General features: G+C 73.2%; 19 protein-coding genes. 10 read left to right on the forward strand and 9 right to left on the reverse strand.

Annotated features, from left to right (window positions below; genetic code table 11):
• Positions 1-90: 90 nt before the first annotated feature.
• Positions 91-1263 carry a glycosyltransferase gene (locus ACH34S_RS03975; RefSeq protein WP_395950983.1) on the forward strand — a complete coding sequence of 391 codons (1173 nt, stop codon included), beginning with the start codon at positions 91-93 and terminating at the stop codon, positions 1261-1263.
• A gap of 25 nt (positions 1264-1288) precedes the next feature.
• Here the strand turns inward: ACH34S_RS03975 and ACH34S_RS03980 are convergent, their stop codons facing one another.
• Complete coding sequence (locus ACH34S_RS03980) at positions 1289-3307, reverse strand: PQQ-binding-like beta-propeller repeat protein (RefSeq protein WP_395950984.1); 2019 nt, start codon at positions 3305-3307, stop codon at positions 1289-1291.
• Positions 3308-3347: 40 nt separating this feature from the next.
• On the opposite strand from ACH34S_RS03980, the gene ACH34S_RS03985 reads away from it, so the two are divergent.
• The 4 genes from ACH34S_RS03985 to ACH34S_RS04000 all read left to right on the forward strand — a co-directional run bounded on the left by ACH34S_RS03985 (position 3348) and on the right by ACH34S_RS04000 (position 7768).
• Positions 3348-3938: an HD domain-containing protein gene (locus ACH34S_RS03985; RefSeq protein WP_395950985.1), complete on the forward strand. Its 591-nt coding sequence runs from the start codon at positions 3348-3350 to the stop codon at positions 3936-3938.
• A 32-nt stretch (positions 3939-3970) separates the two neighbouring features.
• Complete coding sequence (locus ACH34S_RS03990; RefSeq protein WP_395950986.1) at positions 3971-4492, forward strand: SRPBCC family protein; 522 nt, start codon at positions 3971-3973, stop codon at positions 4490-4492.
• Positions 4493-4574: 82 nt separating this feature from the next.
• Positions 4575-7073, forward strand: a complete 2499-nt coding sequence (locus ACH34S_RS03995; protein WP_395950987.1) for a HelD family protein — start codon at positions 4575-4577, stop codon at positions 7071-7073.
• A 59-nt stretch (positions 7074-7132) separates the two neighbouring features.
• The gene (locus tag ACH34S_RS04000; RefSeq protein ID WP_395950988.1) at positions 7133-7768 is read left to right on the forward strand and encodes a TetR/AcrR family transcriptional regulator; all 636 of its coding nucleotides are present in this window, start codon (positions 7133-7135) and stop codon (positions 7766-7768) included.
• On the opposite strand, the gene ACH34S_RS04005 is transcribed toward ACH34S_RS04000, so the two are convergent.
• From ACH34S_RS04005 to ACH34S_RS04030, 6 genes are read right to left on the reverse strand one after another with little or no spacing between them, the layout of a single operon-like run.
• Complete coding sequence (locus tag ACH34S_RS04005; RefSeq protein ID WP_395951435.1) at positions 7765-8619, reverse strand: glycosyltransferase family 2 protein; 855 nt, start codon at positions 8617-8619, stop codon at positions 7765-7767. The genes ACH34S_RS04000 and ACH34S_RS04005 overlap by 4 nt on opposite strands.
• Before the next feature lie 23 nt (positions 8620-8642).
• Positions 8643-9545, reverse strand: a complete 903-nt coding sequence (locus tag ACH34S_RS04010) for a CDP-alcohol phosphatidyltransferase family protein (protein ID WP_395950989.1) — start codon at positions 9543-9545, stop codon at positions 8643-8645.
• Positions 9535-10590: an iron-containing alcohol dehydrogenase family protein gene (locus ACH34S_RS04015; protein WP_395951436.1), complete on the reverse strand. Its 1056-nt coding sequence runs from the start codon at positions 10588-10590 to the stop codon at positions 9535-9537. The genes ACH34S_RS04010 and ACH34S_RS04015 overlap by 11 nt, the downstream gene beginning before the upstream one ends.
• Before the next feature lie 47 nt (positions 10591-10637).
• Complete coding sequence (locus ACH34S_RS04020; RefSeq protein ID WP_395950990.1) at positions 10638-11381, reverse strand: sugar phosphate nucleotidyltransferase; 744 nt, start codon at positions 11379-11381, stop codon at positions 10638-10640.
• On the reverse strand, positions 11378-11992 hold the full coding sequence (locus ACH34S_RS04025; RefSeq protein WP_395950991.1) for a DUF5941 domain-containing protein: 615 nt from the start codon (positions 11990-11992) through the stop codon (positions 11378-11380). The genes ACH34S_RS04020 and ACH34S_RS04025 overlap by 4 nt, the downstream gene beginning before the upstream one ends.
• Positions 11989-12549 (reverse strand): hypothetical protein, encoded by a 561-nt coding sequence (locus tag ACH34S_RS04030; protein WP_395950992.1) that lies wholly within the window; start codon positions 12547-12549, stop codon positions 11989-11991. The genes ACH34S_RS04025 and ACH34S_RS04030 overlap by 4 nt, the downstream gene beginning before the upstream one ends.
• 130 nt (positions 12550-12679) lie before the next feature.
• Between ACH34S_RS04030 and ispD the strand changes: the two genes are divergently transcribed.
• Both ispD and ACH34S_RS04040 read left to right on the forward strand, forming a co-directional pair.
• The gene (gene ispD / locus ACH34S_RS04035) at positions 12680-13396 is read left to right on the forward strand and encodes a 2-C-methyl-D-erythritol 4-phosphate cytidylyltransferase (RefSeq protein WP_395950993.1); all 717 of its coding nucleotides are present in this window, start codon (positions 12680-12682) and stop codon (positions 13394-13396) included.
• Entirely contained in the window at positions 13393-14142 is a 750-nt protein-coding gene (locus ACH34S_RS04040) for a glycerophosphodiester phosphodiesterase (protein ID WP_395950994.1), read from the forward strand. The genes ispD and ACH34S_RS04040 overlap by 4 nt, the downstream gene beginning before the upstream one ends.
• A gap of 3 nt (positions 14143-14145) precedes the next feature.
• Here the strand turns inward: ACH34S_RS04040 and ACH34S_RS04045 are convergent, their stop codons facing one another.
• Positions 14146-14892 carry a hypothetical protein gene (locus ACH34S_RS04045; RefSeq protein ID WP_395950995.1) on the reverse strand — a complete coding sequence of 249 codons (747 nt, stop codon included), beginning with the start codon at positions 14890-14892 and terminating at the stop codon, positions 14146-14148.
• Positions 14893-14994: 102 nt separating this feature from the next.
• Positions 14995-16089 carry a glycosyltransferase family 2 protein gene (locus ACH34S_RS04050; RefSeq protein WP_395950996.1) on the reverse strand — a complete coding sequence of 365 codons (1095 nt, stop codon included), beginning with the start codon at positions 16087-16089 and terminating at the stop codon, positions 14995-14997.
• A gap of 145 nt (positions 16090-16234) precedes the next feature.
• On the opposite strand from ACH34S_RS04050, the gene ACH34S_RS04055 reads away from it, so the two are divergent.
• The 3 genes from ACH34S_RS04055 (at position 16235) to ACH34S_RS04065 (ending at position 19658) form a co-directional block, all read left to right on the forward strand.
• On the forward strand, positions 16235-17932 hold the full coding sequence (locus ACH34S_RS04055) for an LCP family protein (protein WP_395950997.1): 1698 nt from the start codon (positions 16235-16237) through the stop codon (positions 17930-17932).
• Positions 17933-17972: 40 nt separating this feature from the next.
• Complete coding sequence (locus tag ACH34S_RS04060) at positions 17973-18791, forward strand: thioesterase family protein (RefSeq protein WP_395950998.1); 819 nt, start codon at positions 17973-17975, stop codon at positions 18789-18791.
• A 102-nt stretch (positions 18792-18893) separates the two neighbouring features.
• Complete coding sequence (locus ACH34S_RS04065; protein WP_395950999.1) at positions 18894-19658, forward strand: hypothetical protein; 765 nt, start codon at positions 18894-18896, stop codon at positions 19656-19658.
• The last annotated feature ends 215 nt before the right edge of the window (positions 19659-19873 follow it).

Consider the following 19873-nt stretch of genomic DNA (forward strand, 5'->3'; position numbering starts at 1 on the left):
ATGGTAAGCGGGAATTCATCGGCAATTTCCATCGACGCCCAAGGATCGGCCGTAGGCCATGAATATCCGGCGTCAGCGGAGTGGGTGAGAATGCGGGTCTGTGTTTGCACGGTCGTGCACCATCCCGAGGACGCGCGCATTCTGCACCGGCAGATACGCGCGCTCCTCGACGCCGGCCATGAAGTCACATATATCGCTCCATTTCGGGCATGTAATGCGACCCCGTGGCGGGAGATCAGCCCGGTGGACGTCCCGCGTGCCACCGGACGGCGCCGCATCCGCGCCCTGCGCGCCGCCCACCGGGCCCTCACCGAGCACGCCGCCTACGCCGACGTGATCCTGCTGCACGACCCCGAGCTGCTGGTGTCCCTCCCCCGCGAGGTGCGCAGCCGCACCGTGGTGTGGGACGTCCACGAGGACACCGCCGCCGCGCTCAGCGCCAAGGGCTGGGTGCCGGGCCCGGCGCGTCCCGTGCTGCGGCCCGCCGTCCGGCACCTGGAGCGGCGCAGCGAGCGGCGGCACCGGCTGCTGCTCGCCGAGGACGGCTACCGGGTCCGGTTCAGCCAGGAGCACCCCGTCGTCCCCAACACCACCTACGTCTCCGACCGGCAGCCCCCGCCGCCGGACGGCCGCCGCGCCGTGTACGTCGGGCAGCTGTCCCGGGCGCGCGGCGCGCTCGACATGATCGAGATGGCCCGGCCGCTGGCCGCCGAGGGCGTGCTGGTCGAGCTGATCGGGGCGGCGGACGCCGACGTCCGCGACCCGCTGCGGGCCGCGCAGCGCGAGGGGATCCTGCGCTGGTACGGGTTCGTCCCGAACGACCGGGCGCTGCGCATCGCCGAGGGCGCGATGGCCGGGCTGGCGCTGCTGCACGACGAGCCGAACTACCGGCACTCGATGCCGACCAAGGTCGTGGAGTACATGGCCCATGGCGTCCCGGTGATCACCACCCCGAACCCGCCGGCCGTCGACATCGTCGAGCCCGCCGACTGCGGGCTGGTCGTCCCGTTCGGCGACCCCGGATCGGCCGCGAAGGCCGTCCTGCGGCTCCGCGACGACCCAGACCTGCGCACCGGGCTCGGCCAGCGCGGCTACCGGGCCGCCCGGGCGCGGTTCCACTGGCCCGTCCACGCGCAGCGGTTCGTCGCCCAGCTCGAGGCGTGGGCCGGACGCTCGCCCGCGCAGGTGACCGAACACGAACCCGAACCGGAACCCGAGCAGGGGCCCGCGGAGCCGGGCCCGAAGCCCGTCCCCGAGTACTGACCGCCCGCCGCGCCCGCTCCTCCGCTCAGGACGGGTTGTTCAGCCGGTAGGCGATGGACCGGGCCAGCCGCGCCGCCGCGCCCGCCGGCCGTTCCGCCTCCACCACGACCACGTACCGGCGGACGCGCAACGCGATCATCCCGGCGGTCGGGCCGATCTCGTACGCCTCGTCGGCGCGGATGTCGCGCCGCTTCCGCGCCTGCGCCTGCGTGGCCTGCAAGGCGTCCAGCATCCGCGAGGCGGCGTGGTCGGTCCGGGCGACCCAGCGGACGCTGACGCTGATGCTCCCCACCGCCGTGTCGGGCCCGGTCGTGCCCGCCGGTCCGGACGCGCTCGGCGTCGCGGACACCGAGACGGTAGGCGAAACCGACCCCGGCGACCCGCTCGGTGCCGGTTCAGGCGACTCTCGCCGATTCCCCTCCGGATCCTTCGGCTCGTCCTTGCCCTTGCCCTTGCGCTCCTTCTTGGGCGGTTTGTACGTGCAGGACACCGCTCGCGGAAGTCGCAACGTTCCAGCACCGGCCCGGACGGGTTCGGCGACGTGCCCCGCCATGTGCGCCGCCGCCAGGTCGGCCTTCTCCAGCAGGGAGCAGGCGTCGGGCCAGTCGGCGACGGGGACGCCGCCGAGCTCGGCCGGTCCGGCGCCGGTGAGCCCGCCGCGGAGCGCGACCAGCCGTGCGGCGCCGTCCGGGCGCGGCGCGGCCTGCGGGACGGCCGCGTACAGCAGCCCGCCCGCCGCCGCCAGCCACGGCCGCGCGCCCGGCAGGTCGGTGTTCAGCGAGAACGGCGCGGGCGCGGTCGTGGTGCGCCCGTCGCCGGGCTCGACGATGTCGACGCCCGCGGGCAGCAGCCGCTCCGACAGCCGGGGACGCAGCGCGAACACGCGGCCGCCCGCCTGCGCGAGCGCCGCGTAGGCGGGCACGTCCCGCTCCCAGTCGACCTTCCCCGACGAGAGCCGCCGCGCCTCCATGCGGGTCACGCCGCGTTTCTCCCCGTCCGGGTGGTGGACGATCACGAGCCGTCCGGCGGCCAGCACGGCCTGGCACATCGCGTCGCCGCACACGCTGTCGCCCTTCCACACGGCGAAGTGCTCGCCGCGGTCGTTGAAGGCGCGCAGCGCCGTGCCGTCGGACGCCAGCGTCACGCCGTCCAGCATCGACACCTCGGGCGACTCCGGGGAGCCGAGCGCCCGGTTCCAGCGGACGGCGCCGGTCGCCGGGTCGACCGCGAGGAGCCGGCTGTCGCGGTCGCCGCCCGCGCACTCCAGGGCCAGCGCCGCGAGGGACTCCCGCCCGTCGGACGGGCGCGCGCCGCCCTCGAACAGCCGGCAGCCGCGCGGCAGCGGCACCCGCCACACCCGGTTTCCGGTCACCGCCGAGAGCCCGAACAGCGTGCGGCGGGGCTCGTCGGTGGCGAGCAGCACGTCCGACCCGGCGGGCCAGCGCAGCGTGGTCCGCGACACCGCCGCCGGGCGCTCGCCCTCGCGCCGCCACAGCAGCCCGCCCGACAGCGCGTCGAACGCGACGAGCAGCCGGTCGGTGCGGTCGCCGTCGCGCTGGAAGTGGGCGATCAGCCGGGACCGGGTGGAGGTCCAGCCGAGCAGCGTCCAGCCGGAGCGGCGGTAGCTCCAGCGGGGCGCGCCGGTGCGCGCGTCGCGGACGTCGAGACCGCGCCCGGACGCCGTCACGACCTGCCCCTGCGCGACCGCGTACGCGACGCCGTCATGCCCGGCGACGGACCCGGGGTGCGCGCTCGTCGTCTGCTCCCAGCCCACGGCGAGCGGGCCGGGCGGCGGCCCCGTCTCGCTCAGCGGCGTGACGGGCTCGGCGGTCACGGTGTGCCGGACCTGCCACCATTCGGCGCCCAGCACGAACCGGTCGACGAGGACGGCGCACAGCGCGATGGCCACCGCGGCGGAGACCAGGCCGAGAGCGACGCGGGCACCGCCCACGGACTCCGGCCGTCCACCGGGCCGCTGCCGGCTCGCGACCACGACCGCGCCGCCTCCCTCCGCGTACTGTGCCTGCAAGACGACACCCACCATGCCCTGAACCGGGCGTCAGCGCGACAGATCGGAGCGGAACGTGAAGGTCTTCACCCATTGGCGAACCTGGGACGAGGCCAGAACCGCCCTCTCCGGAACCGAGATCGACGTGGACGCCCTGGCGAAGGCCGCCGCCGCCGCGCAGCGCTGGCACGGCGACCAGCTCCGGCCGACCGGCGACCCGTACGTCGAGCACCTGCTGGAGGCCCTGGAGGTGCTGGTCAGCGGAGCGGGTGTGACCGATGCCGACGTCCTGTCCGCCGCGCTCCTGCACGACGTGGTCGAGGACACTCCGGCCACCCTCACCGACATCGAGGCCGAGTTCGGCCCGGTGGTGACGGAGCTGGTGGACTGGGTCACCAAACCACCGGCCACCGGTACGGGCCGCCAGGCGAAACGCGCCGCGCGAGCCGCCTACCTGCGCCGTCTCGGCGAGGCGCCGCGCGAGGCCGTGCTGGTGAAGCTCGCCGACCGCGCGAGCAACGTCCAGACCCTCGACCGGATGCCGCCCGACTTCCAGCGCCGCTACTACGCCGAGACCGTCACCTACATCATCCCGCTGGCCGAGTCGGACCCCTGGTTCAAGGACTGGTACGCGACCTGGCGCCGCCACTTCGCCCACCTGATGTGACCGGACGGTCATAGGGTGGGAGAATTCCGTTCATGGAGCGGGAATGGGTCGTTGAGGAGAGCGTGGCGATCGAGGCGGACGCCCGGACCGTGTACGCGGCGGTCGCCGACCTGCGCCGGATGCGCGAGTGGAGCCCGGAGGTGTTCGCCACCTGGATCCGCGGCCGGAAGATCGTGCCCGGCGTGAAGTTCGTCGGCTTCAACCGGATCGGCTGGCGCCTGTGGTTCACCACCTGCGAGGTGACGGTCGCGGTGCCCGGTGAGGCGTTCGCTTTCCGCGTGTCGACGTTCGGGATGCCGGTCGCCATCTGGGGCTACCGCATCGAGGCCATCGCGGACGACCCGGACGCCCCGGACACCTCATCCGCGCCCCGCACGCGCCTCACCGAGTACTGGGAGGACCTGCGGCGCGACGGCCGGAGCACCACGTTCACCTCCCTGCTCGGGAAGGTCTTCACCGGCGTCCCCGCCGAGCGCCGCGCCGCGGTGAACCGCGAGGGCATGCGCGCGACCCTCGCAAGGATCGGAACGGCCGTCGAGATCGGACGGCGATGAACACCGAATAGGCTGTTTCCTTCGGCCCTTCGGGGCGCCGGGGGACGTCCCCGGAGTGACATACGTGCGAGGAGCAGCCTGCATGTCGTCCCAGGTCCAGGGGCTCTCGACCGGTTCCGGCGGCACGGTGAAGGATCAGGAGATCGCCGCCGAGCAGCGCTATGTCGACCTCGCGTACGCGCGGCTTGAGGAGATGCGCGCGGACGCCCAGGCCATGATCCGCGAGGGCTACCGGCAGTCGCTCGCGGGCACCAAGGGCTCGCTCGTGGACCGGGACGCGATGGTCCACCAGGCGGCACTGCGCGCCCGCGCGCTGGACATCGCCGACGACGGCCTGGTCTTCGGCCGTCTCGACCTCTCCCCCTCGGAACAGGCGCCGGGCGAGACCCGGTACATCGGGCGGGTCGGCGTCCGGACCAGCGAGCACGACTCCCTGGTGATCGACTGGCGGGCGCCCGCCGCCGAAGACTTCTACCGCGCCACGCCGGAAGACCCGCGCGGGGTCGTCCGGCGGCGCGTGCTGCACTCGCGCGGGCACACGGTGGTCGACCTGGAGGACGACCTCCTCGACCCGGACGCGGCCGACGGCATGACCGTCGTCGGCGACGGCGCGTTCCTCGCCTCCCTCGCCCGCACCCGCGAGGGCGCGATGCGCGACATCGTCGCGACGATCCAGCGCGAGCAGGACGAGGTGATCCGCGCGCCCGCCGACGGGACGATCCTGGTCCGCGGCGCCCCCGGCACGGGCAAGACGGCGGTCGCGCTGCACCGGGTCGCGTACCTGCTGTTCCGGCACCGGCGCCGGTTCGGGTCCCGTGGCGTGCTGGTCATCGGGCCGAACCGCCGCTTCACCGCCTACATCGAGCGGGTGCTGCCGTCGCTCGGCGAGGGGTCGGCGACGCTGCGCTCGCTCGGCGACCTGGTCGACGGCGTGACCGCGACCGTCCACGACCCGCCGCGCCTCGCCCGGCTCAAGGGCGCGGAGGAGATGGCGGGCCTGCTCCGCCGCGCCGTGACCGACCACGCGCCCGGCGCCCCCGACGAGCTGCGCGTGGTGTTCAAGGGCGTCGTCGTGCGGCTCGACCGGGCCGGGCTCGACCGGATCAGGAACGAGGTCCACCGGCGCAGCCGCGGCAGCGTCAACGCGGCCCGGGGCCGCGCCGCCGAACTGCTCCTGGACGCCCTCTGGGAACGTTTCACCGACGTCGGCGGCCAGGAGGCGGCCGAGGCGGCGGAGGGCGCCGAGGCGGGCCTGTGGAACGCGATCCTCGCCGCGGACGGCCTCGCCGAGCTCGACGAACCCCTCGACCAGGGCCGCGGAAACGGGCGCGCCAACGGCGACGGGGGCGGTGACCCGAACCGCACCCGGTTCGAGACGCGCGTCCGCGAGCAGCGCGCGTTCACCGACTTCCTCGTCGCCTGGTGGCCGCTCCGCCGCCCGCTGGACGTGCTGCGCTCGCTCGGCGACCCCGCCCGGCTGCGCCGCGCCGCCGGACGCGACCTCGACCGCGCCGACCTCGACGCCCTCGCCGCCTCCTGGAAGGGCGAGGACGCGCCGCTCAGCTACCAGGACGTCGCGCTGCTGGACGAGATCGACGCCCTGCTCGGCTCACCGCCCCGCCCGTCCCGCCGCAGGCCCGCCCCTTCCGAAGACGACCCGTTCGTCGTGGACGGCGTCAACATCCTCACCGGCGAGGACGTCGTGGACGACACGTGGGAGCCGGAGATGCAGGAGCTCTCGACGTCCATGGAGCGGCTGGAGCGGTCACGGCGCGTGGACGACGGCGTGGTCGAGGAGCGTCCCGAGTACGCGCACATCGTGGTGGACGAGGCGCAGGACCTCTCCCCCATGCAGTGGCGGATGCTCGGCCGCCGCGGCCGCCAGGCCAGCTGGACCATCGTCGAAGACCCGGCCCAGAGCGCCTGGGAAGACCTCGACGCCGCCCGGCAGGCCATGGAAATCGCACTCGGCGCCGAGCGTCCGGCATCGAGATCCCGGGGCCGCCGCGGGCGGCGTGCCCCGGCCCGCAAGCCCGCGCCCGCCCGCCAACGGCACGAATACGAGCTCACCACCAACTACCGCAACTCGACCGAGATCGCGGCCGTGTCCGCGCGGGTGCTGGCCGTCGCGCTGCCCGAGGCCCGCCCGGCCCGCGCCGTCCGCACGTCCGGTATCGAGCCGGTCGGACGGGTCGTCCCGGAGCCGGGCCTGCCCGCCGCCGCGCGGGACGCGGCCAAGGAACTGCTCGGCCAGGTCGAGGGCACGATCGGCGTGATCGTCCCGCAGTCGCTCGACGAGTCCGGCGGGCAGGCGTCCCTGTTCGACGAGCCCGCCACCGCCTGGACGGCCGCCGACCGCGACCGGCTCGCCGCGGGCCTGCCGGACCGCGTCCAGGTCCTGGACGTCCTGGAGGCCAAGGGCCTGGAGTTCGACGCGGCGGTGATCGTCGCACCGGAGACGGTGGCGGCGCAGTCGCCGCGCGGCCTGCGCGTCCTGTACGTGGCCGTGTCCCGGGCGACGCAGCGCCTGACCGTCCTGACCGCCGACCCGCGATGGCGCGACCGCCTCTTCACGGACTGAGCCCTCCCGCACCCGGGTTAGGCTGACGCTGCCTCATTCGCACGGGTGGATGGAGATCGATGAGCGGTCGGAATCCCGCGCCCAGGCGGAGCTACGGCGGGCGGTCCGCGGAAGAGCGGCGTGCCGAGCGGCGGGAGCGGCTGCTGGCGGCCGGGCTCGACCTGTTCGGCACGCGCGGGTACGCCGCCACGTCCATCGAGCGGCTGTGCGCGACCGCGAGCGTGTCGACCCGCAACTTCTACGAGGAGTTCTCCGGGCGCGAGGAACTGCTCATCGCCCTGCACCGCGCCATCAACGAGCGCGCCTCGCACGCGCTCGCCACCGCGTACGCGGAGGCGGCGAGCGTCGGCTTCGCGACCCGGGTGGAGCGGGCGGTGCGCGCGTTCGTCACCGTCACCGCCAGCGACCCGCGCTGGGCCCGGATCGCGTTCGTCGAGGTCATCGGCGTGAGCGCGGGCATGGAGCGGCACCGGCTGAGCTGGCACGGCCAGTGGGAGGACGCGCTGCTCGCGATGATCGGCGAGGCCGTCCGGCGGGGCGAGGCCGTCGACCGCGACTACCGGCTCACCGTGATCGCGATCATCGGTGCCGTCACCAACCTCGTCCACCACTGGTCCGCCCGCGACCAGGACATCCCGCTCGACGAGATCACCGCGGAGCTGACCAGGCTGATCCTCGCCGCCCTCACCCGCTAGATGATCGGGGGCCGTCCCGTGCGGGTCATGCGCCACGCGGTGCGGTAGGAGATGGGGCGGCGCGGGCCCGCGGCTTTGCGCCAGCCTTCGACGAAGCCCTTGAACCAGGGCCTGAGCGCGCTCGGCTTGCGTTCGCGGAGCAGGGTCATGCCGACCCACACCGCGAGGTAGGTGAGGGCGAGGGGCCACGGGAGGTTGCGGCGGGCCAGCCAGACGCGGTTGCGGGCGTTGTAGCGGTAGAACATGTCGTGCCGCGTCGGCAGGACGGCCGGGTGGAACATGATCGCGGACGCGTCGTAGACGATCCGGTACCCGGCGTTGAGGATCTGCCAGGCGAGGTCGGTCTCCTCGTGCGCGTAGAAGAAGTCTTCGGGGAGGCCGCCGCCGGCGTCGAACGCGGTGCGGCGGATCGCGCAGGCGCCGCCGAGGAACGTCGTGACGGCGGAGGACCGCTCCGGGTCACCGGCGCGGAGCCGCGGCACGTGGCGGCGCTCGCCGCGCCCGCCCTCCGGGTCGCGGACGCGGAAGGAGATCACGCCGAGGTCGGGTTCGGCGGAGAACCGGTCACGGAGGTAGGTGCCGAGGCGGGTGGAGCGGTACCAGCCGTCGTCGTCCAGGAACAGGACGACGTCGCCGGAGGACGCCGCCACGCCCCGGTTCCGTCCGGCGGGGATGCCGACGTTCTTCGGGAGGGCGAGGGTCTTGATGCGCTCGTCGTCGAACGGCGCGACGTCCGCGTGCTCGCCGACGGGGTCGACGCCGTTGCCGACGAGGACGACCTCGACGTCAACGTGCTCCTGCTCCAGGGCGCTGCGGACGGCGCGGGCCAGCTCGTCCGGACGGTTGCCCATGGTCAGCACGACGACGGACAGTTTCACTTCAGCCTCCGCGAGGCCAGGATGCTGACCAGGTGCAGCGCGGTCTGCAGGACGGCGACCGCGGCGACGGCGACCATCAGGACGCGCACCACGACGGGCCCGTCGGTACTGAAGAGGGTGTCGAGGACGGCGGCGGCGAGGATCAGCAGCGACAGCTCGACCGCGCCGATGATGCGGTGGAAGCGCAGCGTGGACGCGGCCTGCCTGGCGAGGGCCATGCGGGTGGAGCGGGGGCGCAGCGCGCGGTCGCCGCCGGACGGGTCGGCGGGCAGCCCCGACTTGGCCCGCGCGACGACGACGTTGTCGGTCTCCGCCTTGATCAGCGCGGCGCCGAGCGCGGCGACGAGCCCGAGCTCGACCCAGCCGCCGTTCTCCCAGCCGCCCTGCGCCATGAACCCGAGCCCGATGAGCAGCGACACCTCGGACAGGTAGTGGCCGATGCGGTCGAGGAACACCCCGCCCACGGACGTCTGCTTCAGGTAGCGGGCGACCTCGCCGTCCACGCAGTCGAGCAGCAGGTAGATCTGGATGAGGACGGCGCCGGCGAGGGCCGTCCACAGGGGGGACGCGGGCAGCGACACCACGACACCGGCGACGACGCCGCTCAGCATCATCAGGTAGGTGAGCTGGTTGGGGCTGAACCCGAGGCGCAGCGAGATCCACGCGATGTACGGGGACAGGTCGCGCATGTAGAGGCGTCCGGCCCAGTGCTCCTCGTTGCGCCGGTCCTTCAGGCCGGGCGGCTGCCCGTACCGCCGGATGTCGGCGACCGAGGCGCCCTTGCGGTCCGGACGGCGGTCGGCGCCCGCCGGTTCGCCGCCGGAGGGCTCGCCGCCAGGGGGCTGAGCGTCGCCGGGGGGTTCCGGGGAGCGGCTCCGGCCGGGGATCTCAGCCTCCATGGGCCTGGACATACTCTTCCACCGCCTTGCGAATCGCGCCCTTGTCGAGGCCGAGATATTCCAAGATCGTATAGCGGCCGGGCCGGGTCTGCGGGGCGTATGCGACGGCCTCGGCGAACTGGTCGATCGACAGCCCGATGTCGCCGGGGAACCGCGGCAGGCCGTGCCGGCCCAGGCACGTGAGGATCTCGGCCAGGCGGTCGGCGCCGGAGCCGAGATGGGTGGCGCGCAGGTGGTAGCAGAACGCGGCGCCGATCCCGGCCAGCTCGCCGTGGTTGGCGGTGCCGGGGAAGAGCTGGTCGATGGCGTGCAGGATCTCGTGGTCGCCGCCGCTCGCCGGGCGGGAGTCGCCGGCGAACGCCATCGCCATCCCGGACAGGACGAGCCCCTCCGCGAGGACGGTCAGGAACCGGTCCGACTCGATCGAGGCGGGCTGGTGCAGCAGCGCCTCCGCGGCGGTGCGCGCCACGGTGAGCGCCATCCGGTCGACGCGCTCGCCGCATTCGTCGGCGGCGAGGAGCCAGTCGTCGACGGCGGAGAAGTTGCTGATCACGTCGCCGATCCCCGCGCGGACGAGGCGGGGCGGCGCGGCGTGCACGTAGTCGAGGTCGACGATCATCGCCAGCGGCATCACGACGCCGAACGAGCCCTTGCCCTTGTCGTGGACGAGCGAGGCGACCGGGGAGCAGATCCCGTCGTGGGACAGGTTCGTCGCGACCGACACCATCGGGATGCCGGACAGCGTCGCCGCGTACTTGGTGGCGTCGATCGTCCGGCCGCCGCCGATCCCGACGACGGCCTCGTAGGACCCGGCGCGTAGCCGGGCGCCCAGGCCGACGGCGGCGTCGACGCTGCCGTCCGCGACCCGGTACACCTCGCAGGCCGACAGGGTCTCGCGGACGTGCTCGGCGATCTGGTCGCCCTGCCCGGGGCCGACCGCGATCGCGACCCGCCCCTCGGTGACGATCCGCCTGTCGGCGAGCAGTTCGCCGAGGCCGGCGACGGCGCCGCGCCGCACGTCGATGGACAGCGGCGCGTTCAGCATCCGCGTCAGCAGGGGCATGAGCCTCCTCGCTCGGGTCGCGCTTGCGGTCAGTAGCTCTTGGCGATCCGGCGGGCCTTCTCCAGGTCGTCGTGGTTGTCGACCTCGACCCATTCGACGTCGCCGATCGGGGCGACGGCGATGCGCCCGCCCCGGTTGACGTGCTCCTGGTAGCCGTCCTCGTAGTAGAGGTCGGGGTCGCGCTCCCAGGTGGCCTTGAGGGCGTCGGCGAGCGGCTCGGCGGCGGCGGGCTCGATGAGGGTGGCGCCGATGTACTCGCCGTTGGCGGTGGCCGGGTCCATCAGCTTGGTGATGGTCCGCAGGTGGCCCTCGGCGTCGAGGATGACCTTCATCTCCTCGTCGGCCAGAGTTTTCACATCGTCCACGGCGAGGAGGATGTCAGGCCCGCGGTTGGCCAATAGTGTCTTTTCGACGCTCACCGGATGGACCGTGTCCCCGTTCACCATGAGGACGCCCTTGGAGAAGTGTTCCCGAGCCAGCCACATGGAGTAGGCGTTGTTCCACTCCTCGGCCTTGTCGTTGTGGACGAGCGTGATGGACACGCCGTACCGCTCCTCAAGCCCGGCCTTGCGCTCCTCGACCGCGCTCGCGCGGTAGCCGACGACGATGACGACGTCGGTCAGCCCGACCTCGGCGAAGTTGCGGAGCGCGATGTCGAGGACGGTCGTCGCGCCGCCGGCGTTCTCGACCACGGGGACAAGGGCCTTGGGGAGGGTGTCGGTGTACGGCCGCAGCCTCCGGCCCGCGCCCGCCGCCAGCACCATGCCGATCATGCTTTGCCTCTCTCCAGGTCGATGATCACACCGATGTCGCGGCCGCGCCGCGCCCACGTGAGGACGCATTCACTGCCGAACAACACGCCAACGTAGGCGGCCAGCGCCGCGTACGCGAACGGGAGGAACCCGGACAGGCCCGCGAGGGCCACGAGCAGCGTCCGGCCCTCCCAGCCGAGCCCGGCCAGGACGACCCACTCCTGCGGCCGGGCCCCCCGGCGGACACGGCACATGGTGTCGTAGTGATGGAGCGCGAGCACCGCGATCAGCACGTAGACGAGCGGTGCCGACACGGAGTGCGCGAACCCCAACACGGCCAGGTAACCATACTCGATCCCGCGGTAGATGGGCGGTGCGAGCCAGTCCAGCCGCCCGCTGTGCGGGTGCGCGGCGGACGGCCCGGTCAGCAGCAGGACGACGACCGGGGCGAAGAACGCGGGGACCGGTCCGCCGTCCGCGCGCAGGGTCAGCAGGAAGCCCGTCGCGGCGGCGGCGAGGAGGGCGGCGGGCAGCGGCGGGAGCCGTCCGGCGGCCATCCGGCCGAGCGCGCGGGACGCGGGGCCGTCGTCCCGGAGGGCCCACAGCGTCCTGGTGGTCTGGGCGGCCCTCATCGCACGAGGGACCTTGCCGTGCGTCCGGCCAGGGTGACGGTGGCGGCGGCCGAGCCCCACGCGAGGAGCACGGCGAACGTCGGCCGGGCCCCGGCGACGGCCGCCGTGACCGAGACCAGCGCGAGCCGCTCACCGGGCGGCAGCCCGAGCCCCTTCCCGACCCGCCGCAGCACGCCGCTTGAGCGAGGGGTGTTCTGGCAGGTCGCCGCGTACGAGGCGTCCATCGTGTCCCGGACGGACAGCAGCGCCACCGCGCCCGCCGCCGCCCACCACAGGCTCACGCCGGGGAGGGCGGCCCCGGCCGCGCCCGCCGTCAGGCCCGCGTACACCGTGAACTCGCCGGCCCGGTCGAGGACGCCGTCCGGCCGGAAGGTTCCGAGGACGAGCGACGCGCACAGCAGCAGCGCCCCGGCGATGAGGCCGCCGCGGGTGCCGTCCGAGAACCACACCGCGGCGAGCACCGCGAAGGCCAGCGAGATCGCCGACACGGTGTCGGGCGCGAGGCCGTCGTCCACGGCTTCGACCGCCTCTCGCCGGTTGATCGCCGGATGGTCCACTACCTTTAGCGTGACCGGCCGACAGCGCAGCGGCGCCAGGAGCATCGGGCCTCCGGCCGGTCGGAAGAGCTAGGACAGGGTGCACAGCGTAGTGGCCCGATGACCAGGTGTTGTGGAAAATCGAGGAGAGATGGCGACGCGGACGGTTGCGGTGGTGCTCGCGGGCGGGGTCGGCGCGCGCATGGGCGCCGGGCGCCCCAAGCAGCTCGTGGAGGTCGGCGGGCGGCCGATCCTGGCGCATGCGGTCGGCGCGTTCGACGCGCATCCCGGCATCGGCGAGGTGGTGGTCGTGATGGCGGCCGGGCACCTGCGGGCGGCGGCCGCGATCACCGCGCCGTTCCGGAAGGCGGGGGCCGTGATCGAGGGCGGCGACACCCGCACCGCGTCGACGGTCGCGGCGCTGCGCGTGCTGGACGACCGTCCCGACGACACCCGGGTCCTGTTCCACGACGCGGCCCGCCCGTTCGTGGACGCCCCGGTCATCGACCGCGTCCTGGACGCGCTGGACGCCCATGACGCCGTCGCGGTGGGCGTGCCCTCGCCCGACACGATCGTGGTCGTCGAGGACGGCCTGGTCGTCTCCATGCCGCCGCGCGAGACGATGAGCCGGTTCCAGACGCCGCAGGGGTTCCGGCTCGGCACGATCCGCAAGGCGTACGAGCTGGCGCTCGCCGACCCGGAGCTGCGCGCCACCGACGACTGCGGGATCGTGCACCGCTACCTGCCGGACGTCCCGATCCGGGTCGTCGCGGGCAGCGAGCGCAACCTCAAGGTCACCCAGCCCCTCGACGCCGTCGTCGCCGAGCATCTCGCCACCGGGCGTCTCAGCACGGGAGACCTTCCTTGATCTTTGAGCGCACGCCCACGGTCATCGGCCACCGCGGCCACGGGTCGGGCGAGGTCACGCCGCCGGGCGCGGCGACGCCCGTCGCGGAGAACACGGTGCCGTCGCTGCTCGCCGCCGTGGCGGCGGGGCTGAGCTGGGTCGAGATCGACGTGACGCGGACGGCCGACGACGATCTCGTCCTGCGGCACGACCCGACGACGCCCGAGGGCGACCACGTGGTCGATCTGGCGGCCACGGCGAGCGGGCTGCCCCGCCTCGCGGACGTCTTCGACGCGCTGCCCCCGGACGTCGCCGTCGACGTGGACGTCAAGACCGTCCTGGAGGACGCGGTGGACGCTCCGTCCCGCCGCACTGGCGCGCTGCTGCTGCCGGTGCTGAAGCGGGAGGCGGAGCGGCGCAGGCTGCTCGTCACGTCGTTCGACCCGTCGCTGCTGGCGTTCCTGCGGGACGAGCTGCCCGGCGTCCCGCTGGGGCTGCTGACGTGGCTGCGGTTCCCGCTGTGGCACGCCGTCCCGGCCGCGGCGGGCCTCGGGCTGGACGCCGTCGGCGTGCACACCGCGTCGTGCGGCATCGAGCATCCGGACACGCGGCTGCGCCCGCTGGAGCACTGCGTGGACGTCGCACACAAGGCCGGGCTGGAGACCGTCGTCTGGTGCCCCACCGCGGAGACCGCGCCGGGCTACGCGGCGGCCGGGTTCGACGCGATGGTCGTCAACGACGTCCCCGGCGTGCTCGCGGCGCTCTGAATCTCAGCGGTTGCCGCCGTACATGCGCGTCCAGTCGCCCGGCTCGTCGTCATCGTCCGACCCGCTCCTGGAGGACGGCCTGGGACTCTCGGACGCGGGCGACGCAGACGATGCGGGCGGCGCGGCCGGTAGCGGTGGCGGGTTGGACGCGGCGGGCGCCTGGCCGTACTGGGGCGTCCCCTGCCAGGGCGGCGAACTCTGCCCAGGAGCCTGCGGCGGCTGCGACCCTCCGATGACCGGCGGGACACCGTGCATGGGGGGCGGCCCCATCGGCGCGGGCGGCGGCGAACCGTACCGGGGCGCGGCCCCCGTGCGGGCCTGCCACCGGGACGGGAACACCGACGCCGCGATGAGCAGTACACCGAGCAACAGGAAAATGCCGAACATCCCAAGCGTCGTGTAGGGGAGGAACAGCCTGCTGGGGATGAAGTCCCAGGTGGGGTACCGCACCGCCCAGCTCGGGTCCACGAGCCAGAGGATGCCGATCCCGGTGAAGGTGACGCCCGGGATCAGCGAGGCGAGCGGGGAGAGCCGTGACGCCGTCACCAGTCCGAGCGCGATCGCGACCGCCAGGAGGAGCGCCGCGCCGCCCCATTTGTCGGCCGGATCGGCGGACCCGCCGAGAGAGGCCACGTCCCGCTGTACGGACAGCCGCATGCGGTCGACCCCGTACGCCATGCCCACGGCGACCAGCGGCGTCACAATCAGACCGAGCACCACGCCGATCACGTGGCGTGCTCCGTTGGACATGGTCACCTCCAGAACCGGGATCGGCGGCGAGATCCCGCCAAACCTATCCCTGAGACGTGCGGAATGGCACGGGGGTTCGGAGGTGGAATTGCGTTTTGCCCGCTACTGGACGGATTCGCCGGGTTTGACCGGAGCGGGCTGGCCCAGCCGCGGCGGGCTCGTCAGGAAGCCGACGCCCCAGGTCACGTGCATGGTCGCGAACACCAGCGGCAGGCGCACCCAGGCGGACGGCGGCAGCCCGCGCCCCTCCACCGCCGCCCCGGCGATCATCGCGGCGGCGTACCCGCCGGGCACGATCCAGCCGGGCCAGAAGCCGAACGCGCCGGCGATCGCACCGGCGGTCATCGCGACCACGGCGATGGGCGGCGCCAGGTAGCGGAAGTTCAGCGTGCCCTGGTGCTCGCGCCCGACGACGCGCCGCCAGCGGCCCGTGTGGAAGTACTGCTTGGCGAGGGCCCGCAGGTTGGGGCGCGGACGGTAGGTCACCCGCATCCGCGGCGTGAAGAACACCCGGCCGCCGGTCTGCCGGATTCGGTGGTTCATCTCCCAGTCCTGCGCGCGGGTGAACGTCTCGTCGTAGCCGCCGACGCGGTCGAGGGCGCTGCGGCGGAACGTGCCGAGGTAGACGGTCTCGACGTCGCCCGCCTCGCCGCCGGTGTGGAAGCGGGCGTTCCCGACGCCCAGCTTGGACGTCATCGCCCGCGCGACGGCCTTCTCGAAACCGGTGACGCCCTCGGCCGCCATGATCCCGCCGACGTTGTCGGCCCCGGTCTCCTCCATGGTCTCGACCCCGGCGCGGACGTAGTCGGCCGGGAGCAGCGAGTGCCCGTCCACCCGGACGATGATCGAGTACTGCGACGCCTTGATCGCGATGTTGAGGCCCTGCGGGGTGCGGCCGGTCGGGTTCGCGACGACGAGGACACGCGGGTCTTCGGCGGCGAGCTTGCGGGCGATCTCCTCGGTCCGGTCGCGGGACGGCCCGACCGCGAGGACGAGCTCGAGCTCGCCCGGGTAGTCCTGGGTCAGGATGCCGCGGACGGCGTCGGCCAGATGCCGCTGCTCGTTGAGGACCGGCATCACCACCGACACCGCCGGCCAGGTCCGTTCACCGGAATCGCTGCGGGGTTTCACTGCGTGCTGTGTTTCCTGCTTCGTTTCCTGCTGCGTGGCGCTCTGGGCATGGGGAGACGGGTTCATATGTGCTCGCGGGGCGCGGTGTGGGCAAGACGGCGCCACGTTACTGCACGGACACGATGTCCAGGTAGCGAACGGACGGGTGTCCCCCACTTTAGAGTGGTGGGGATTCGCGGCAGAACGACGTCTTCGGGAGGCGGCGGGCGGCATGGCAGACGGGTACGACTCGGGTCGCGGTGCGGGCGACCCGCCGGACGCCGATCCGCTGGAGCGCTATTTCCGGCCCCGTCCGGGCGGGCCGGGGGCGGGCCCGGCGGCCGGTTCCCCGGCCGACGCGGACGGCGACATCGAGGGCGTGACCATCGAGGGGATGCCCGCGCCGCGCGTCTCGGTGGAGGGCCCGCGCGGCCCGCGCCGGCCGGGCCGGGGGCTGAGCCCGCGGGCGGCGATGAGCGCGCGGCGGCAGAAGCGGTTCCTGACGCTGACCGGGGCGATGTCGGCGGTCGTCCTGCTGACCTCGGGCGGCGCGTGGGCGTTCCAGAACTACGTCACCGGGCTGATCGACGAGGTGTCGGTCGGCGGGCTCGGCCGTGGCAAGGACGCCCCGAAGGGCGCGATGACGATCCTGGTCGCCGGGGTCGACCGGCGCGACGGGCTGACGAAGGCGCAGCAGAAGGCGGCCAAGCTCGGGCACCAGCCGGGCGAGCGGTCCGACACGATGATGCTGGTGCACATCTCCCGCGACCACGACAGCGTGTCGGTGGTGAACCTCCCGCGCGACTCCTACGTCATGATCCCGGCGCACAAGTCGAACGGGTCGGAGGGCGCGAAGGGGGCGCGGATCCCGTCCCGTCCGGGCAAGCTGACCTGGGCGTACCAGTTCGGCGGGCCCGACCTCACGGTCAGCACCGTCAAGCGCGCGACGGGCGTTTCCATCGACCACTACGTCGAGGTGAACTTCTACGGGTTCGTGCGCATGGTCGACGCGCTCGGCGGCGTGGACGTGTGCACCGAGAAGCCGGTCAACGACCCGAAGAGCGGGCTCCGGCTCCCCGCCGGGAAGTCGCACGTGGACGGCCTGCAGGCGCTCTCGTTCACCCGCGCCCGCTACACGCTGTCGGACGGCAGCGACCTCGGCCGCATCGACCGGCAGCAGCAGTTCATGGCGTCGATGATGAAGCAGGCGCTGTCGACGCGGACGCTCAGCGACCCGGTGAAGTCGACGCGGTTCCTGAAGGCGTCGCTGAAGTCGCTGCGCGTCGACTCGGAACTGGCCGACAACCTGCCGAAACTCGCCGAGCAGATGAAGGACCTGAAGACCGACGACCTGACGTTCGCGAAGATCCCGCTCGCGAATCCCGGGTACAACGCCGTGCTGTGGAACACGCCGGCGCCGCAGTCGGTCGTCCAGTGGGACCAGGGCAAGGCGCGCGACCTGTTCACCAAGATCCGGCGGGACCAGCCGCTCGACGAGCACACGAAGAAGCCGAGCGCGCCGCCGACGACGCAGAAGCCCGAGGACCGGCTGACGGTTCCGCCGGACGACATCTCCGTCCGCGTCCTGAACGCGATCGGCACGCGGGGCCTGGCGACGAGGGCGGGCGGGGAGCTGCGGGAGCTGGGCTTCCGCACCACGGTCGTGCCCGGCGTGGCGCGCCGCGGCCTGCAGACGACGCAGATCCAGTACGGCCCGGAGGGCGCGGAGGCCGCGAAGACCCTGGCCGCCGCGATCCCGAACGCCAAGCTGAAGCGGATCGACGCGCTCGGGTCGAGGCTCCAGGTCATGGTCGGCGCGAACTGGTCCGGTGTGGAGAAGGTCGAGGCGGGCGGCGGCGGTGCGTCGCCGAGCGCGTCCCCCGACGACGGCATCGACACCGACACCGCCACCCAGAAACTCTGCGGATGACCCTGATCTAGAATGGTTTTCTAGATCAGGAGGGAGCCCCATGAGCGAAGCGCCCGGCGGCAGGCCGCCCGCCGAGACGTTCTACGAGCCGCTCGGCGGCGGACGGTTCGCCAGCACCCCGGCGACGGCGGGCCCGTGGTCCCCCGACCTCCAGCACGGCGGACCGGTGTCGGGCCTGATGGGGAGGGCCTTCGAGCGGCACGAGCCCGTCCCCGGGACGCGGGTCGCGCGGGTGACGGTCGAGATCCTCAACCCCGTCCCGGTGGCGACGCTGGAGGTCGCGGTCCGCGTCGTCCGGCCAGGCAGGCGCATCGCGTATCTCGAAGGGGAGCTGAGCCACGAGGGCCGCACGGTCGTGCGCGCGAGCGCCTGGCGGATCATGGGCGCGCCGTCCCATCTGGAGCCCGTCGTCCACGCGCCCCCGCCGCCGCCCGTTCCGGAGCTCACTCCCCCGTTCGAGGAGTGGCACGGCCTGCACGTCCACGGCTACCTCGCGGCGATGGAATGGCGTCCGGTCGCCGGCTCCTTCGGCGAGCCCGGCCCCGGCACGACCTGGGCGCGGTCCCGGATCCCGCTGGTCGCCGGGGAGCCGGACACGCCGCTGGTGCGCGCGCTGACGCTGGCCGACAGCGCGTCCGGCGTCGGCAGCCAGCTCGACCTCGGCAAATGGCTGATCATCAACACGGACCTGACGGTGGCCCTGCACCGCGACCCCGTCGGCGAGTGGCTGTGCCTGGACGCGTCGCTGGACGCGAGCCCCGACGGAAGCGCGCTGTGCGGCGCGACGATGGCCGATTCGTCCGGGGAATTCGGGCGCGTCCTGCAAACACTTCTTGTCGACGAACGTCCATTTGCGTAGAAAACCCGCGGCGACACGCCGCAGCACTCCGTGTTCTTGATCGAACACTGTGGGTAACAATCGATGTTGACAGAGAGTAGTCACTCGTCAGGAGCTCACAGAATGTCGACAAGGAAATTCGGACTGCTCACGACGACCGCCGCGCTGGCGCTCACCGCCTCCATAGGCACCGCAAGCGCCGCCCTCGCCGCACCGCCGCCGTCCCCGCCGGACGCGGGGAACGCGTCCAACTCCGAGCCCGCGCCGGATGCGGAAGCGCCAGCACCAGACGCGCATGCACAACCGACCGACCAAAGTCCGCCGGCAGCGCAAACACCGCCGGAAGCCCAGAACCAGCCCGGGGCCCAGAACCAGCCCGGGGCGGAGAACCAGCCCGGGGCGGAGAACCAGCCGAACGCGCACAACCAGCCTGCGGCGCAGAACCAGCCGAACGCCCAGAACAAGCCGCAGGCACAGGACCAGCCGAACACGGAGGCCGCGCCGAACCTGGACGAAGCCGCGCCGGGCAGGCCGGCCGCCCAGCCCGCCAAGCCCCGCACCGAGCCCGCCGCCAAGCCCGCGGCGGAGCCGGCCGCCAAGCCCGTCGCCAAGGACGGCACCAATCTCGAGGCGTGCGCGGACGCGCGGTGCGAGGTCCAGGTCAAGGACGGCCAGGAGATCGCGCTCGACCGGAAGTTCGGCATGGGCCCGATCCGCATCGACGTCCAGGGCAGCCAGGTGACCTTCACCACGACGCGGGGCAAGTCGCAGACGCGGACGTCCGCCGACGCGTCCCAGCCGGGGTCGATGGCGTCCTACAACGGCCTGATCCTGAGCCCGCGCATGGCGAAGGACGGCAGCATCGTCCTCAACATCTCCCACGCCTGACCGGAGAGACAGAGGAAGCAACACGACGGGGTGGTGGCCGCGGGCCACCACCCCGTCTGCTGTCGCCGTACCATTCGGGCAGGTGCACCGCTCCCGTTTACCGGTCAGTACACTGCCGCGGTCGATGTACTGACCCGCCCGCAGTGGGCACCTGTTCAGAGAGGCCGCTAGTCGGCGACAGCGAAACGCGAGAGGAGCAGGCCCTTGTCCTACCG

The organism is Actinomadura sp. 3N508 (genome assembly GCF_044326375.1).
Classification (GTDB): Bacteria; Actinomycetota; Actinomycetes; order Streptosporangiales; family Streptosporangiaceae; genus Spirillospora.